Source organism: Kribbella solani (assembly GCF_014205295.1).
GTDB classification, from domain to species: domain Bacteria; phylum Actinomycetota; class Actinomycetes; order Propionibacteriales; family Kribbellaceae; genus Kribbella; species Kribbella solani.
In genome coordinates this window covers 5,656,739-5,672,293 of record NZ_JACHNF010000001.1, presented here as the reverse complement: position 1 = coordinate 5,672,293, position 15,555 = coordinate 5,656,739, and the positions used below count along the sequence as shown (strand labels likewise).

Sequence of the window (15,555 nt, the reverse complement as noted above, 5' to 3'; positions counted from 1 at the left end):
CCTCTCAGCGGGTGATGGTGTTCGGGGCGGGTGGGTTTCTCGGTGCCCGGATCTGCGCGCTGCTCGCTGATCGTGGGATCGAGTACCGCGGCCTGAGCCGGACGCGGAGCGAGCCGTTCCGGCGGTGCGACCTGACCTCGATGCACCCGTACGCGCTGGACACCCAGATCGGGATGTACAAGCCGACCGTGATCGTCAACGCGGTCGGCGCCACCCTCGGTGAGCCGGCCGACCTGGTCGGAGCGAACGTGATCGCGGTCGCGGCGCTGCTCAACTCGGTGCGGGACAACGCCGGGCACGCCCGGTTCGTCCAGCTCGGGTCGGCGGCCGAGTACGGCGCCGGGCAGCACGGGACCAGTCTCGACGAGCAGACTCCGCCGCGGCCGCTCGGACCGTACGGGATCACCAAGCTGGCCGGTTCGGAACTCGTGCTGCGGGCGCAACGGGCCGGCTGGGACGCGGTCGTGCTGCGGATCTTCGACGTGATCGGGCCGGGCGCGCCGGAGAGTACGCTGACCGGCCGGGTGATCCGGGACCTGCGGTCGCGGCAGCTGATCGAAGTCGGGTCGCTGGATGTCTGGCGGGACTTCGTCGACGTCCGGGACGTGGCCGAGGCGGTACTCGCGGTCGCGCTCGCGGACGGCAAGCTGCCACCGGTGCTGAACGTCGGCACCGGCCGGGCGACGCTGGCCCGGGACGTCGCCGGTCAGCTGTTCGAGCGGAGCGGTCAGCCGGCCCGGATCGTCGACGACGACCAGACCGCTCTCGGCGCGGCCTGGCAGCAGGCCGACATCACCCTGATCGGCGAAACTCTCGGCTGGTCCCCGAAAGTCGCCCTGGACCAGTCCCTCGCCGACAGCTGGTCGGAGTCCGTCTAGGGCGTGTCCCCTAGCCTGGGCCCGGTGGAGATCCGTTCGATCAGTGAGGCCGCGCCGGATCGGCGACCGCCGGCGGTGAACGAGGACCTGGTCCTGACCGGGCCGGACTTCGCCGTCGTACTCGACGGTGCCACCGCTCCGGCCGGAGTCGAGTCTGGCTGCCTGCACTCGGTCGCCTGGCTGGTGATGCGGCTGGCCGAGGAGCTCGCGCGACCGTTGCTCACCCGCTCGTCCGCTTCGCCGCCCGAGATCCTCGCCGAGGTGATCGCCACGGTCCGGGCCGGTCACGCGGACAGCTGTGATGTCGGCAATCCGGACAGCCCGTCGTCAACGGTCGCGATGGTGCGGCTGCATCCGGATCACGTCGAGCACCTGGTCCTGGCCGATTCGCCGATCGTCGTACGCTCGCCGGCCGGACAGGTGACCGTACACAGTGACGACCGGATCGACCAGTTGCCGGAACGGACGCTGGCCGCCGTACGCCGGTTGCGGAATCAGCCGGGTGGATTCTGGGTCGCGAGCACCGAGCCCAAGGCGGCGTACGAGGCGGTGACCGGCGACACCGACCGTGCCGCCGTCGACGCGATCGCGCTGCTCACGGACGGCGCTTCGCGGTTCAGCGAACGGTACGGGCACGGCTGGGACGAGCTTCTCGACGTACTCGGCACCGAAGGCCCGCGCCGGTTGGTCGAGCGCGTACGCGAGTATGACGCGCTCTCGACCGCGAAGGGGAAGCGGTACGACGACGCGAGCGTGGTCTTCCTTCAAGGCCCGTAGGACGGGAACCCAGGCCCGGGCGGCTGAGCCTGCGGCGGCTGGAATCGAGGCGCGTACCGCGGTGGCTCCGGCGGGCGCGTCGGCCACTGCGCCGGCGGCGGCGTGGTCGCCCGGAGGTGCTGCCAGTCGGTGATCCGGAGCATCATGAACGCGGCCGCCACGCCGGCCACGATCAGCAGCACGGCCGCGACCGTGAACCCGATGTCGACGGCCAGCGCGACCCGCACCATGAAGTCCTGCATGTCGTAAATGTCGGCATAGGGACTGTCCGGGTCGCTGTTGTCCGCGACCTGCACCAGCCGGATGAACCACACGATGAAACTGATCGCCGCGAACGAACCGCCGCCGACCACGATCACCCAGAAGCCCGTCCAGGTCGCCCACCAACCGGTCAGCAGCATCCGCATCCGCCCGGAGCGGCCCGCTCCGGGCTGCTCCGGCGGCTCGCTCGCGGCGGCGATGTCCTGGACGATCTGCAGCGGATACCAGAACTGGACGATCGGGCAGAACCACGACCCGACGATCCACCCGGCCGCGCGCCGGTGCGGGCCCCGGACCGGATCGGCGGGTACGGCCGGCCGCGGCGCGAACGGTGAGTACAGGAAGTCGGTGTTCTCCCGGGCCTGCCACAGCCAGATCATGAAGGCGATCCCGGTCCCGATCAGCAGGTAGCTGACCAGGTTCAGGAACGGGCCGACGCCGGCGATCGTCTCGACGTTGCTGTTGATCTCGTCCTCGGTGAGGAGGCCGTAGATGAGCCGCTTCACCTCGTCGTACGAACGCCACATCAGCACCGACTGGACCACCGCCGCGACCGCGGTCAGCCCGATCAGCACGATGCTGACGATGGCCACCGGCTTCAGCGGCCGGTACCGCGGAATCACCGGCGGCGGCTGGTACGGCCCCGGCTGGTGCGGCACCGGATAAGGCTGCATCACCTTTCCACCTCCCCGCCGCCAAACCTAACCCGAACGGGGGCCCGGGTGGTTCCGGTTATCCACAACCGGTTCAGACCGCCGCGAACGCCTCGCGGACGGCCGGCAGCGCGAGCTCGCGGTCCGCGGCCGACAGGCCGATCCGGGTCCGCCGATCGAGTACGTCGTCCTCGGTCAGCGCGCCTTCGTGCCGGATCGCGAAGCGCAGCTCGGCGTACGTCGTCCGCAGCCCGGGCGCGATCGGCTCCTGCAGCTCCGGCGGCCCGGCGATCACCCGTGGCGCCTCCATGCCGTACCGCTGCACGAACCGCGCCGGCGCCCGGACCGCGGCCAGCCGAACCCGGTCCGCCGCGCCGACGAGCGGAATCCGATGCGTCTCGCACGGCCGCCGCGCCTCCACCGACGATTGGTCGAGCGCCGTGTCGAGCGCATCCGCGGCCATCCGCCGGTACGTCGTGAGCTTCCCGCCGACGATCGTCACCACCCCGTCCGGACTGGTGAGCACCGCGTGCCGCCGGGAAATGTCCGCGGTCCCGTTGTGGTGACCCGTGTCGAGCAGCGGCCGCAGCCCGGCATACGTGCCGAGCAGGTCCGCCCGGGTGATCGGCTGCTGCACCGCCGCGCTGATCGTGTTCAGCAGAAAGTCGATCTCCGCGTCGGTCGCCCGGGGTACGTCGCTGACCGGGCCGGGCGCGTCCTCGTCGGTGAGTCCGACGTACACCCGGTCGTCCGGCGCCGGGATCGCCATCACCACCCGGCGCAGCACGCCCGGTACGGGCACGGTGAGGACTGCGGACAGCCCGCCGAACACCGACTGCGGCAGCACCAGATGGGTACCACGGCTCGGCCGGAGTTTGATGCCGGCGGCAACTTGATCGGCCCAGATCCCGGTCGCGTTGATCACCATCCGCGCGTCGACGTCACGCCGCTCACCGGTCAGCTGGTCAATCAGGACCGCGCCGCGCCCGGTGACGTCGGTGGCCGCGACCTGGGTCAGGACGCGGCCCCCGTACTGCGCCGCGGTCCGGGCGATCGCCACGACCAGGCGCGCGTCGTCGTACAACTGCCCGTCCCAGGTCAGGAAGCCGCCGCGCATCCCCTCCGGGCGCAGCGTCGGCGCGTACCGGAGGATCTCCGCGGAGCTGACCCGGCGGGAGTGCGGGAGGTAGTCCTCACTGGTCCGCGCGAACGTACGCAGGATGTCCCCGCCGAGGAACGCGGACCGGAGCAGCGCGGCCTGCGCGAACTTTGCCTGCGGCAACCACGGTGCGATCTGCGGGACCGGGTGGACGAGGTGCGGCGCGGTCGTCTTCATCAGGATGCCGCGCTCGACGGCACTCTCGTACGCGATGCCAATGTGCCCGGAAGCCAGGTACCGAAGGCCGCCGTGCACCAGCTTCGAACTCCACCGGCTGGTCCCGAAGGCCAGATCGTGCTTCTCCACCAGGGCGACGGTCAGCCCGCGGGCGGCCGCGTCCAGGGCGACGCCGGCGCCGGTGACCCCGCCACCGATCACCAGCACGTCCACCGCGCGCAGTGAGTCCAGCTCACGGGCACGGCGGGACGCGTTCAGGCTCGCGTCGCCCACGGTCATCATGGCGTCAGGTACCTGGTGAGCATGATCCGCAGCTCCTCGTCCAGCTTGGTGTACTCGTCCTTCTCCGCCATCACCGGACCGGACACGGCCGACGCCAGCGAGACCAGGATGATCTGCCGGGCCAGCCAGACCGGGTCGCCGGCCCGGATCGACTCGTCCGCCTGACCTTGGCGGATGCCTTCCTCGACCAGCGCCAGGTGCGCGACCGTGCTGCTGCCGCGGCGCTCCAGCAGGTACGGCGTGAGGAACTCCGGGTCGAGCTCGATGATCTTCCGCATCAGCGGGTGCACGCGGGTCTTCGCGACCACCTCGACCACGCCCTCGACCAAGCGAGTCCGGCCGTCAACGGCGTCCGGCTGGAACGCCGACACCAGCGCGATCGTCCACTCCCGGGTCATCAGCGCGGCCACCACCGCCTGCACGTTCGGCCAGCGCCGGTACAGGGTGGCGCGGGACACCTCGGCGTGCCGGGCGATATCGGCCATCGTCATCCGGCGCATCCCGATCGCGAGCAGCAACTCGTACGCCGCGTCGAGGATGCGTTCTTCGCCGATCGCGTTGGCCGGGGCCGGGCGGGTGGCGGCGGGCTCCGGCTCACCGGTGGTGCCGGGCTGAGTCGTGCTGTTACGCTGAGACATCACATGTCAGAGTGTATCAGCGACTCCGGCATCCCGGAACTGTCCGTGGGAGGTGGAGGCCAGGGGGTTCCACCTCCCACGGACGCTACCTCGCAACCCCCGTCAACGGGAGGCAGAGATGACCGAATCGGACCTCCCGGTGGTGCAACTCACGCCGGGCCGCTGGGGCGACCCAACGCACCCCGTCGCCCTCCCGGCGGCGGCGATCGACGCACTCAAGCACCTGGGCGTCAAGCGCCCTCAGACGCCTCCCGGCGCGGCCGGCCCCGATTCGGCCGGTCGTGGCTCGGCCGGCCCCGATTCGGGCGGGGCGCGGATTGGGAATGAGCCTCGGGGTGCCGAGGACCTGCACAGGTTGACTGATGGGCAGCTCAGTTTCCTCGCGTCAGTTGTCGGCGCCGAGCACGTGGCGTCCGACCTGTCCTCGCGATGGGCACACACCCGCGGCTACTCGACGACCGATCTGCTCAGGTTCCGCGCCGGTGACGCCTCCGGGATGCCGGACGCGGTCGTCTATCCGGCCTCCCACGACGAAGTGGCCGCGCTGCTGGCCGGCTGCGCCGAGCACGAGCTGGCCCTCGTTCCGTACTCGGGCGGGACCTCGGTCGTCGGTGGGCTGGCGCCGTCGCGGCGGTTCGTGACCGTGGACCTGCGCCGGCTGGACCAGTTGGTCGAGCTGGACGAGATCTCGCGTACCGCGACGCTCCAGGCCGGCGTCCGTGGCCCCGCCGCCGAGGCGTTGCTGGCCGAGCACGGGTACACGCTCGGCCACTTCCCGCAGTCCTACGAAGGCGCGTCGATCGGCGGCTACGCGGCCGCGCGTTCGAGCGGTCAGTCCTCGGCGGGGTACGGGCGGTTCGACCAGATGGTGGTCGGGCTGACGCTCGCCACGCCGCGCGGCACGGTCGAGCTGGGGCGGGCGCCGATGTCCGCGGCCGGGCCGGACCTCCGGCAACTGGTGCTCGGGTCGGAGGGCGCGTTCGGGATCATCACCTCGGTACGGGTCCGGATTCGCCCGCGCCCGGCAGAGCGGCATTTCGAGGGCTGGCGGTTCGAGAACTTCGACGCCGGACTGACCGCCGTCCGTCGGCTCGCGCAGGACGGACCGTTGCCGACCGTGCTCCGGCTGTCCGACGAGGTCGAGACGGCGGTGAACCTCGCCGACCCGGATGTCCTCGGCGGCGGTTCCGGCGGCGTACTCGCGATCATCGGCTTCGACGGCCCGTACAACCGGGCAACCGCGGACGTACTCACCGCGGCCGGCGGTACGAACCTGGGCGAAGGTCCGGGCGAGACGTGGCGCACCGGCCGGTACCGGGCCCCGTACCTGCGCGATCCGCTCCTGGACGAAGGCGCGCTGGTGGAGACGCTCGAGACCGCCGCGTTCTGGTCCCGCATCCCCGCGCTGAAGGCGGCCGTCACCGAGGCGATCGTCGGCGCACTGAGCGCGACACCACCGTTGGTGCTCTGCCACATCTCCCATGTGTACGAGACGGGCGCATCGCTCTACTTCACCGTCATCTGCGCCCAGGCCGACGACCCGATCGCGCAATGGCGGTCGGCGAAATCAGCCGCGAACCAGGCGATCGCAACCGTCGGCGGCACGATCTCGCACCACCACGGCGTCGGCACCGACCACCGCGACGCCTACGTCACCGAAATCGGCCCACTAGCCGTCGAAGCCCTCCAGGCAGTCAAAACCACCCTCGACCCGAACCACGTCCTCAACCCAGGCATCCTGCTCCCGGAGCCGTAACCCGGGAAGTGCTACCGCTGGGTGCCGCGCCGACCGCCGGAGTCCCTGGTCCGGCTGCCGGTCTGCTTCTTCGCACCGTGCGAATCGCCGTCGAGGGTCTTCTTCGGGTCCGACAGCCAGCCGCTCTCGACCGGCGTGCCCTTCGGGTCGCTCCGGGTGCCGCCCAAGCCGGCCTCGAACTGCTTCTGCTCGTATCTGGTCTGGCCGTCGTCGCCGCTCTCTTGCCTTCCGTCTGGCATGGCTGCTCCCTGTGCTCGTCCTGCTCATCACCGTAGGCACCGGCCTGGGTCACGACTTCGACCATTCGATGCTGATGGCAACCCTTGACATCAAGTTCAGTTGAGGTACGACGGTGGCCGCATGACTCCTGAACCGTCCGACCGTCCTGTCGCTCTCGTCACCGGTGCGTCCGCCGGGCTCGGTCTCGCGCTCGCGCACGGGCTGGCCGATCGCGGTTGGGCGCTGGTGATCGACGCTCGCGGCGCCGAGGCGCTGAAAGATGCCGCCGACGCGCTGGCCGGCCGCACCGACGTGGTCCCGCTGGCCGGTGACATCACCGACCCGGATCACCGCGCCGACCTGGTGGACGCGATCGCCGGGCTCGGCCGGCTGGACCTGATCGTGAACAACGCCAGCTACCTCGGCCCGAGCCCGTTGCAGCCACTCGGCACCGCCGACCTCGACGAACTACGTCGCGTGTACGAGGTCGACGTACTCGCGCCGATCGCACTGACACAAGCACTGCTCCCCGCGCTGACCGCGGCATCCGGTGTGCTGATCAACATCAGCTCCGACGCGGCAGTTGAGGCGTACGAGACCTGGGGCGGCTACGGCTCCGCCAAGGCCGCGCTAGATCACGCGACTCGGGTGCTGGCCGCTGAGCATCCCGCATTGGCTGTGTACGCGGTCGATCCAGGTGATCTGCGGACGGCGATGCACCAGGCGGCGTTCCCTGGTGAGGACATCTCCGATCGGCCGGAGCCCGCGACGGTCGTACCCGCGTTCCTGCAGTTGCTGGACAACCGCCCGGAGAGTGGTAGGTACCGAGCAGCCGAGTTCGCGCCGGCGGTGACGTCGTGAAAGTGCATCCACACACGAGGTTCGTCCTGCCGGATGCACTGAGTGCCGGTGAACCGCCGGAGGCCCGTGGTTTGTCACGGGACCAGGTGAAGCTGCTGGTCGCGGAGGGGTCGACCGTCACGCACACCCGCTTCGACCGGCTGGGTGATCACTTGCGAGCTGGTGACCTGTTGCTGGTGAACACCTCCGGCACGCTGGCCGCGGCGGTTGACGGACCGTCGTACACAGTGCACTTCTCTGCACCACTTGACGACGGCACCTGGGTGGTCGAACTGCGTGAAGGCGGCGCACCGATGCTGGCCGGTGCGGCTGGGGACCAGGTGCCATTGCCGGAGGGCGTACTGACGCTGTTGGCGCCGTACTCGCCTGGCAACCGCTTGTGGATCGCCAAGCCGCCGGTGGCTGACGTACTCGGTTACCTCCAGCGGTACGGCCGTCCGATCACGTACAACTATGTCGGCAAGCGCTGGCCGCTGGCGTCGTACCAAACCGTCTTTGCCCGCGAACCTGGTAGTGCGGAGATGCCTAGCGCCGCACGTCCTTTCAGCTTCGAACTGGTGAGTCAGCTCGCGGCCCAGGGCGTACTGATCGCGCCGATCACCTTGCATTGCGGCGTGTCTTCGCTGGAAAGCCACGAGACGCCACAGCCCGAGCGGTACGACGTGCCCGTACACACTGCCCGGTTGGTGAACTGGGTGCAGGCCAACGGCGGCAGGGTGATCGCAGTGGGCACCACCGCCGTGCGCGCGATCGAGTCAGCTGTCGCACCGGACGGCTCCGTCTCGCCATCACATGGCTGGACCGACCTGGTACTCCGACCGGAGAACCCGCCGCGGGTAGTGGACGGCCTGATCACCGGCTGGCATGCACCGGAGGCATCCCACCTGCTCCTGCTCGAATCAGTCGCCGGCACGGAGTTGGTGCAACGCGCGTACGACGCCGCGCTGCACGAGAACTACCTGTGGCACGAGTTCGGCGACAGCTGTCTCCTGCTGCGCTGACCACCGCCCGCGCAGGTCCCGGGCTGTTCAGGAAGCCTTGGCGGGTGGCTTCTGGTGGGAGATCCGGTTGCTCGGGTGGTCCGCGGCCGCGAGCACGGTGATCGCGCTCGGGGTTTCCGGGGCCGGCGGCCGGATCGCATGCTGTTCGTTGCCGGGCCGGGCCCGTTTGTCCACCGCGCGTGGGCTCATCTGGATGTCCTAACCAAGTCGGTCCCCCGTCGGGACGTCACCTGATTAGACGAGTACCCGCGCCGGGTTGTCACCGGGTTTTATCCAACTGAGCCGGAATTGTGGCCTAGGCCTTTTGTTTGTCGCGCCGGTTGTGCTTGGCCAGCTGGAGGTAGATCCAGGCGATCGCCGCGCCGACGACGAAGCCGCCGAGGTGGCCTTCCCAGGACACGTTCGGGATCACGAAGGACAGGAACGCGGTGACGCCGACGTACATGATGATCCAGGTGATGTCCTGGCCGCGGGCACGGTGGATCACCAGCAGCGCGCCGACCAGGCCGAGCACCGCGCCGGACGCGCCGAGGGTCGCGCCGCCCGGGCTGGACAGGATCCAGACCGCGACGCTGCCGCCGAGCGCGGACAGCAGGTAGAGGACCGTGAAGCGCAGCCGGCCGAGCATCTGCTCCAGCGGCGGACCGAGCTGCCAGAGCATGAACAGGTTCGAGAAGATGTGGAAGATCTGCAGGTGCGTGAACGCCGACGTGAGCAGCCGCCACGGCTCGTGCTCGGCCAGCACCGGGACCATCACCAGATCGTTCACGAGCTGTGGGCTGCCGGTGCGGACCGCGATGAACACCAGCACGTTCAGCGCCAGCAGCACGTACGTGACGATCGACTGGTTGCCGCGCTGGATGCCGCCGAGCGAGGTCCGGGTCCGGGGCACCGAGCGGACGCCCTCGGTGAAACAGCTCGGGCACTGGAAGCCGACGGCGGCGCTGTTCATGCAGGACGGGCAGATCGGCCGGTCGCAGCGCTGGCAGCGCACCCCGGCGGGCCGATCCGGGTGCCGGTAGCAGACGGTCTCGGTCACGCCGGTGCGTTCCTCCCCTGAAGAGCCTGGAAGAGCGGGGCCGGCTCCCGGCCCCGCCGATAGCTCAGGCGTTCTTGCGCTCGATGACTACCTTGTTGATCACGATCGGCTCGAGCGGCCGGTCGCCGGGCGCGGTCTTGCTGGTCGCGATCGCGTCCACGACCTTCTTCGAGTCGTCGTCGGCGACCTCGCCGAAGATGGTGTGCTTGCGGTTCAGGTGCGAGGTCGGAACGACGGTGACGAAGAACTGCGAGCCGTTGGTGCCGTGACCGTACTGGATCCCGGCGTTCGCCATCGCGAGCAGGTACGGGCGGTCGAACTGGAGCTCCGGGTGGATCTCGTCGTCGAACTGGTACCCGGGCGTGCCGGTGCCGGTGCCGAGCGGGCAGCCGCCCTGGATCATGAAGCCGTCGATCACCCGGTGGAAGGTCAGGCCGTCGTAGAACGGCTTCGTGGTGGGCTGACCGGTCTCCGGGTCGGTCCACTCCTTGCTGCCCTCGGCCAGGCCGACGAAGTTGTCCACCGTCTTCGGCGCCTGGTTGGGGAACAACTTGATGACGACGTCACCCTTGTTCGTCTGCAGGGTCGCGTACAGCTCTTCGGCCACGGGAGTCACTCCTAGTCGGAAAATGCGGCTTACATGCTCGATCCTGTCATGCGGCTCCAAGAACCGTGGCATCGACGGGCATCGGCGGGCAGGTGTGGGATCCGTCCGGTGGGGGCACGGGGTTATCGACTCGTGACGTCGTACGATGCAGATGCAGCCGGATTTGTCCAGAGCAGTGACCAGAACGAGCCCATGTCGCCGATGGGCGGGAGAGCTGTCCGCCGGGGCGGGTGGCACCGAGGAGGGAACCGTGGGTTTGAGGAAGTCCAAGGGCCGGGTCGAGACCGCGAAGGGTCGGGTCCGGCCGCTTGCCGAGTCGGCGTCGGAGAAGCTCGGACCGGCCGTCGGCCAGGTTCGGGAGCATCTCGCGCCGGCCGTGGGCACCGCACGGGAGAAGGTGTCGCCGTACGCCGAGAAGGCCGTCGAGCGGGGCGCGCACCTCGCGCACCAGGCGGTGGGTAAGGCCGGACCGGCGCTCGACGACGCGCTGGCGAAGGTCGGACCGGCCACCGAGCACGCGGCCGAGAAGGCCCGCGAGCGGCTGAACGACGACGTGCTGCCGAAGGTCACCGCCGCGCTGGCGACCCTCGCGGCCGCCGCCGAGCCGGTGGTCGAGGAGACCAGCCGCCGGGGCAAGGCCACCAAGGCCGCGCTCAAGGGCGAGCTCGAGGTGCCGAAGAAGAGCCACAAGCTCCGCAACGTGGTGCTGTTCCTGGGCCTGGGCGCGCTGGCCGCGGCCGCGGTGAAGAAGCTGCTCACCCCGCCGGAGCCGGCCTGGCAGTCGACGCCGACGAGCGGGCGGGACTACAGCTCCGCGCCGGCCTCGTCGACGCGGCCCGCCGAGGGCACCGCTTCGGCGAACGGGACGACGAGCCCGTCGGCGAACGGCAAGAGCGACGCCAAGCCGTCCGACCCGCCCAAGGCCCAAAGCTCGAATGCCCAAGGCTCGAATGCCCAGAGCTCGAATGCCCAGAGCTCGACGGCTGACGCGCCGAAGGCCGATTCGGCCAAGGCGGACGCGCCCAAGGCGGCGGCCAAGCAGGACAGCGCGAAGGATGTCGAGGCTGACGTGAAGGCGGCGTCGAACGGCGCCGCGAAGAAGACCACCACCAGGAAGCCGGCGGGCTCGAGCGAGTCCAAGCCCACCGATTCCTGATCTCACCGCAACGGCGAAGGTCCCGGATCCACGACGGATCCGGGACCTTCGTCTGTCCGGAGGCAGTTCGGCAGCTGGTTCGGCCTAGTTCTGGGCTTCCGGGTGGTCGGGCTTGGTGAGCTGGTACCGGCCGGCGGAGAGCAACTGGGTGGCGTACCGATGGGTGATGCACGGGTAACTGCCGCCGCAGCTGAGGCAGACGGCATCGTTGCGGTGCAGCCACGGAACGACCTTGAACCGCTTGGTCCAGGTCATCGGCTCCCGGTCCGGCGCGTGCGTCCGGAGCGCGGCGCGGGCGGCGCTCTGGATCTCGGGAGCCGACCACTCCTCCGCGCTCTTGTTCATCAGTGCGCTCAGATCGGGGTCGTGGTGGTCAGAGGTGCGGGCTTTGTTCATTTGTCTGTCTTCCGGCAGCAGGATGGCGGCGCGTGAGCTGACGCTGGGCGCTGAATCGCTCGCTTCAAACGGTAGTGCCTCGGTGACCGGTGGCGCGCCCGCGCACGCGTCGCCGAGTGTCAGATCTTCGTCAGGTCTCGGCCGGTCGGGTCTCAGGCGGTCGGGTCTCAGGTCCACATCGTCTCGAGGCTGATCCGGGCCTCGAGCTCGAGCAGATGCCGCTTGGCCGGGATGCCGCCGCCGAAGCCGACCATCTTGCCGCCGGCGCCGACCACCCGGTGGCAGGGCACCACGATCGCGATCGGGTTCCGGTTGCAGGCGGTCCCGACGGCGCGGGCGGCGCCGGCATCGCCGACGATCTTCGCCACCTCGCCGTACGTCTGCATCTCGCCGTACGGAATCCGGGTCAGCTGCTGCCAGACCGCGCGCTCGAAGGTGGAGCCGGTACGGACCGAGAGCGGCAGGGTGAACTCCTGCAGCTCGCCCGCGAAGTACGCCTTCAACTGCTCGGCGGCGTCGGTCAGCAGCGGATCGGCCGCGAGCGGGTGCTCGGTGGCGCCGAAGTTCAGCCGGCAGAGCCCGGTCTCGTCGACCGCGAGCGTCAGGTCACCGATCGGCGAATCGATCACGGTCCAGCGCATGTACCCATCCTGACCGGTCGCGCCGACAGTTTCTCGCGGAAATACGCCACGGACCGGTACTGACGGCATGTTCTCGCCTGGTCACGCCCAGTTGTGCTAAACGTGATCCATGTCGAGCCGGGTACCGCAGGTGCCGCTGGACCGCTGGTTCAGTTCCGAGCGGGCGATGGGCCTCGGCGCGTCGATCCTGATCGGGCTGGTCACGGTCACCACCTGGGCCACCGCATGGTCCGACGGCTACTCGTACCACACGCTGAAGACGTACGGCGACGATCCGGGCCGGCTGGACGAGGCGGATCTGATCTCCGGGTCGCTCGGCATCGTGTCCGCGCTCGCGCTGCTCTCGGCCGCGGTCGTGTTCATCGTCTGGCTCTGGCGGGTGCGCTGGAACGCGGAGATGTTCTGCCGTGGCGAGCATCGGCACACCCGCGGCTGGGTGATCGGCTGCTGGCTCGTCCCGGTGGTGAACCTCTGGTACCCCAAGCAGGTCGTCGACGACATCGTCGCGGCCAGCGATGCGCGCACCGATCCGCACACGCCGGCTCTGAAGGATGTGCCGGGCACGCGGCTGGTGTGGGCCTGGTGGCTGACCTGGGTGGCCGGGCTGGTGACCGGAAACATTGTCCAAAGAGGCGTACTCGCCGGCGCGTCGCAGCTCGGTGACCTGCGTACGAACGTCATACTGTCCTCCGTCTCGGCGCTGTTCACCACCGGCGCGGCCGTGCTCGCGGTGATCCTGATCCAGCGTGTCGACGAGCTGCAGACCCAGCGTCCCTGGGTGCCGTGGTGGGCGGCCGGGACACCGCGCAACGGCTTCCAACCGCCTGCGCGGTAAACCAAACCGTCACGCGTCGTCCAGTTCCTCGTTACCTCTGGTGATGGGCGTACGAAAAGAACACGTTAAGTCGGCACCCTCCGTACTGGGGCCGGCTGCCCTGGCGTACCTACTTCGTGGTATCAATGTGGCTCGGTCACGCGGGGGCAGGACCAGGCCGAAACGCCGAACAGACGACGGAGTTCCAGCAACGCGAGGGACGCGACACGTGAGCCACCCGCAGGCATTGATGACTGCTGCCCCCGAGGATCAGGAAGATTGGCAGCCGCACGCGGCTGAAGAGTTCCAGCAGGTCGGGACGGTCGGAAAGATCGCCATCGGACTGCTCGGTGCCTCGACGGTCACGCATCTGTTGTCCACCTGGTCCGACTGGAACACGTACTCGGTGGTGCACCGCTATCTGGTCGGTCTGCCGGGCGCCGAGAACGCCGATCTGAACCGCGCCGACACGATCGCCAAGATGACCGCGATCCCGAACGTGATCGTCTCGGTCGCCGCCGCCGTGGTCTTCGTCATCTGGCTGTGGCGGGTCCGGGTCAACTCCGAGGTCTTCTGCCAGGCCGATCATCGCCGAGGTCATGGCTGGGTGCTGGCGAGCTGGTTCGTCCCCGGGCCGAACCTCTGGTATCCCAAACAGATCGTCGACGACGTCTGGCTGGCCAGCGATCCCAAGACTCCCGTGTACAGCGATGACCTGCGCCGGTTCAGGACTCCGCCCCTCACTTCGGTGTGGTGGGTGGCCTGGATCGGCGCTCTCGCGTTCGACGTGGTGGTGCGCCGGTTCCTGATGTGGATGGAGCCGACGGTCGGGTCGTTGCGGGTGATCGCGCTGGCGGGGACCGCCTCGCTGCTGCTGACCGCGGTGTCCGCGGTCGCGGCGACGCTGGTGATCCGCAAGATCAACCACATGCAGACCACCCGCAAGTGGGTGCCGTGGTGGGACCAGGCGCCGAAGCTGAGCGCGGTCCCGTCGTACGAGGTGACTCAGGTGCCGGCGTACGCGAATGACGACACCGACGAGCAGCCGGCCATCTCCGAGCCGATCGCGCCGTCGCTGGGCCTGGTCCGGGAGCCGCAGCTGCAACTGGCCGGCGGTCCGCGACAGGCCCCGTCCGACAGCCCGTTCGCTCCGCAAGCCCCCGCCCCGGCGCCGTACGCTCCGGCCGCGCAGACCCCGGCGCCGTACGCGCCCGCGCCGCAGGCTCCGGCCGCGTTCGCCGGGGACCCGGAGCCGGACGAGACGGCGAAGTGGAGCCCGTTCGCTCCGGTCGTGGACGGCTGGCGGGACGAGGCCGCCGGGCCGGCGACCGAGCAGTTCAGCCCGATCCAGTCCTGGCAGGACGAGAAGCCGGAGACCACGTACGAGGCGCCCCGGTCGAGCTGGGACGACTATCGCGGCACCGGCACCCAGGACGCGCTCGGCAGCACCACCACCGGCAGCTGGCTCGACGAGGCCGCGCCGATGACCGTGGTGCAGCCCGACCCGTACGCGTACCAGCCAGACCGCCACTCCGAGCCGGAGCAGCAGCCGAAGCAGCCGGCAGAGGAGCACTGGGCGGCGCGCTACTCCGAGCCGTACTCCTACGAGTCGGACTACCTCACCTCGACTGCCTCCCCCGTGGAGGCGCAACAGACCGCGCCCGAGCCTGAGCCCGCACCAGTTGCGCGTGCTGGTCGCCGGGCCGCTCGGGTCGCGGTCGACAGCCCGTCGGCGGTCCAGCCGGCCGTGCCGAGCCACTCCACCGGCTCGCACTCGGTCTACTCGCCCGACTCGGACCACACCGTGTACGGGCAGTCCGAGCACACGCAACCGTCGTCGCACCTGACTGCCTCGTCCGGGTACTACGAGCCCACGCCGAGCCACCAGGAGCATGACGACTTCCTGACGCCGTCCAAGCCGCTGCCGCCGGTCCCGTCGTACGGTCCGGCGCCGACGTCCTACTCCGGGAACGACTCCGCCAACGACTACGGCTACAGCTCGTCCACGGACTACTCGTCGTCGGACCAGTCGTACAACTCGGAGTACACGAGCTACACGTCGGAGTACAACTACGACAGCTACAGCTCGAAGTACTCGAACGAGTCGTACAGCGGGCAGTACGAGCCGGAGCAGCCGGACCAGACTTCGTACCAGCAGCAGGCGCCGTACGAGCAGCAGCCGACCGACCCTGAGCAGCAGGCCCCGCGGACCCAGCCGCGCCGTGGTCGCTGGGTCTGAT

General features: G+C 69.6%; 17 protein-coding genes. 8 read left to right on the top strand and 9 right to left on the bottom strand.

What is annotated here, in order from left to right; genetic code table 11:
* The first annotated feature begins 14 nt into the window (after nt 1-14).
* Together HDA44_RS26065 and HDA44_RS26060 are read left to right on the top strand one after the other, a co-directional pair.
* Nucleotides 15-878, top strand: coding sequence for an NAD-dependent epimerase/dehydratase family protein (locus tag HDA44_RS26065; RefSeq protein WP_184844261.1), 864 nt, complete (start codon nt 15-17; stop codon nt 876-878).
* A 24-nt stretch (nt 879-902) separates the two neighbouring features.
* A complete protein-coding gene (locus HDA44_RS26060) occupies nt 903-1,655 on the top strand; it encodes a protein phosphatase 2C domain-containing protein (RefSeq protein WP_184838786.1) in 753 nt (250 codons plus the stop codon).
* Here HDA44_RS26060 and HDA44_RS26055 read toward each other — a convergent pair.
* The 3 genes from HDA44_RS26055 to HDA44_RS26045 form a co-directional block, all read right to left on the bottom strand.
* On the bottom strand, nt 1,643-2,590 hold the full coding sequence (locus tag HDA44_RS26055; protein WP_238353345.1) for a DUF4328 domain-containing protein: 948 nt from the start codon (nt 2,588-2,590) through the stop codon (nt 1,643-1,645). The genes HDA44_RS26060 and HDA44_RS26055 overlap by 13 nt on opposite strands.
* 73 nt (nt 2,591-2,663) lie before the next feature.
* Entirely contained in the window at nt 2,664-4,187 is a 1,524-nt protein-coding gene (locus HDA44_RS26050) for a glycerol-3-phosphate dehydrogenase/oxidase (protein WP_184838781.1), read from the bottom strand.
* The gene (locus tag HDA44_RS26045; RefSeq protein WP_184838779.1) at nt 4,184-4,825 is read right to left on the bottom strand and encodes a TetR/AcrR family transcriptional regulator; all 642 of its coding nucleotides are present in this window, start codon (nt 4,823-4,825) and stop codon (nt 4,184-4,186) included. Before HDA44_RS26045 ends, HDA44_RS26050 begins: the two co-directional genes overlap by 4 nt.
* A 118-nt stretch (nt 4,826-4,943) precedes the next feature.
* Here HDA44_RS26045 and HDA44_RS26040 point away from each other — a divergent pair, with 118 nt between their 5' ends.
* The gene (locus HDA44_RS26040; protein WP_184838777.1) at nt 4,944-6,581 is read left to right on the top strand and encodes an FAD-binding oxidoreductase; all 1,638 of its coding nucleotides are present in this window, start codon (nt 4,944-4,946) and stop codon (nt 6,579-6,581) included.
* An 11-nt stretch (nt 6,582-6,592) separates the two neighbouring features.
* Here HDA44_RS26040 and HDA44_RS26035 read toward each other — a convergent pair whose 3' ends face one another.
* On the bottom strand, nt 6,593-6,820 hold the full coding sequence (locus tag HDA44_RS26035) for a hypothetical protein (protein WP_184838775.1): 228 nt from the start codon (nt 6,818-6,820) through the stop codon (nt 6,593-6,595).
* A 121-nt stretch (nt 6,821-6,941) separates the two neighbouring features.
* Between HDA44_RS26035 and HDA44_RS26030 the strand changes: the two genes are divergently transcribed.
* Nucleotides 6,942-7,661, top strand: coding sequence for an SDR family NAD(P)-dependent oxidoreductase (locus HDA44_RS26030; RefSeq protein WP_184838773.1), 720 nt, complete (start codon nt 6,942-6,944; stop codon nt 7,659-7,661).
* On the top strand, nt 7,658-8,662 hold the full coding sequence (locus tag HDA44_RS26025; RefSeq protein WP_184838771.1) for an S-adenosylmethionine:tRNA ribosyltransferase-isomerase: 1,005 nt from the start codon (nt 7,658-7,660) through the stop codon (nt 8,660-8,662). Before HDA44_RS26030 ends, HDA44_RS26025 begins: the two co-directional genes overlap by 4 nt.
* 27 nt (nt 8,663-8,689) lie before the next feature.
* Here the strand turns inward: HDA44_RS26025 and HDA44_RS26020 are convergent, their stop codons facing one another.
* The 3 genes from HDA44_RS26020 to HDA44_RS26010 all read right to left on the bottom strand — a co-directional run bounded on the left by HDA44_RS26020 (nt 8,690) and on the right by HDA44_RS26010 (nt 10,308).
* A complete protein-coding gene (locus tag HDA44_RS26020) occupies nt 8,690-8,851 on the bottom strand; it encodes a hypothetical protein (protein WP_184838768.1) in 162 nt (53 codons plus the stop codon).
* A 106-nt stretch (nt 8,852-8,957) separates the two neighbouring features.
* On the bottom strand, nt 8,958-9,701 hold the full coding sequence (locus tag HDA44_RS38685; RefSeq protein WP_184838766.1) for a rhomboid family intramembrane serine protease: 744 nt from the start codon (nt 9,699-9,701) through the stop codon (nt 8,958-8,960).
* Nucleotides 9,702-9,765: 64 nt separating this feature from the next.
* Nucleotides 9,766-10,308 carry a peptidylprolyl isomerase gene (locus HDA44_RS26010; protein WP_420488543.1) on the bottom strand — a complete coding sequence of 181 codons (543 nt, stop codon included), beginning with the start codon at nt 10,306-10,308 and terminating at the stop codon, nt 9,766-9,768.
* 250 nt (nt 10,309-10,558) lie between these two features.
* Here HDA44_RS26010 and HDA44_RS26005 point away from each other — a divergent pair, with 250 nt between their 5' ends.
* Nucleotides 10,559-11,464, top strand: a complete 906-nt coding sequence (locus HDA44_RS26005) for a hypothetical protein (protein WP_184838762.1) — start codon at nt 10,559-10,561, stop codon at nt 11,462-11,464.
* Nucleotides 11,465-11,548: 84 nt separating this feature from the next.
* On the opposite strand, the gene HDA44_RS26000 is transcribed toward HDA44_RS26005, so the two are convergent.
* Nucleotides 11,549-11,860 carry a hypothetical protein gene (locus HDA44_RS26000; RefSeq protein ID WP_184838760.1) on the bottom strand — a complete coding sequence of 104 codons (312 nt, stop codon included), beginning with the start codon at nt 11,858-11,860 and terminating at the stop codon, nt 11,549-11,551.
* Nucleotides 11,861-12,027: 167 nt separating this feature from the next.
* Nucleotides 12,028-12,501: a methylated-DNA--[protein]-cysteine S-methyltransferase gene (locus tag HDA44_RS25995; protein WP_184838758.1), complete on the bottom strand. Its 474-nt coding sequence runs from the start codon at nt 12,499-12,501 to the stop codon at nt 12,028-12,030.
* Between the two features lie 109 nt (nt 12,502-12,610).
* On the opposite strand from HDA44_RS25995, the gene HDA44_RS25990 reads away from it, so the two are divergent.
* Entirely contained in the window at nt 12,611-13,336 is a 726-nt protein-coding gene (locus HDA44_RS25990) for a DUF4328 domain-containing protein (protein ID WP_184838756.1), read from the top strand.
* Between the two features lie 208 nt (nt 13,337-13,544).
* Entirely contained in the window at nt 13,545-15,554 is a 2,010-nt protein-coding gene (locus tag HDA44_RS25985) for a DUF4328 domain-containing protein (RefSeq protein WP_184838754.1), read from the top strand.
* Nucleotide 15,555 lies beyond the last annotated feature (1 nt).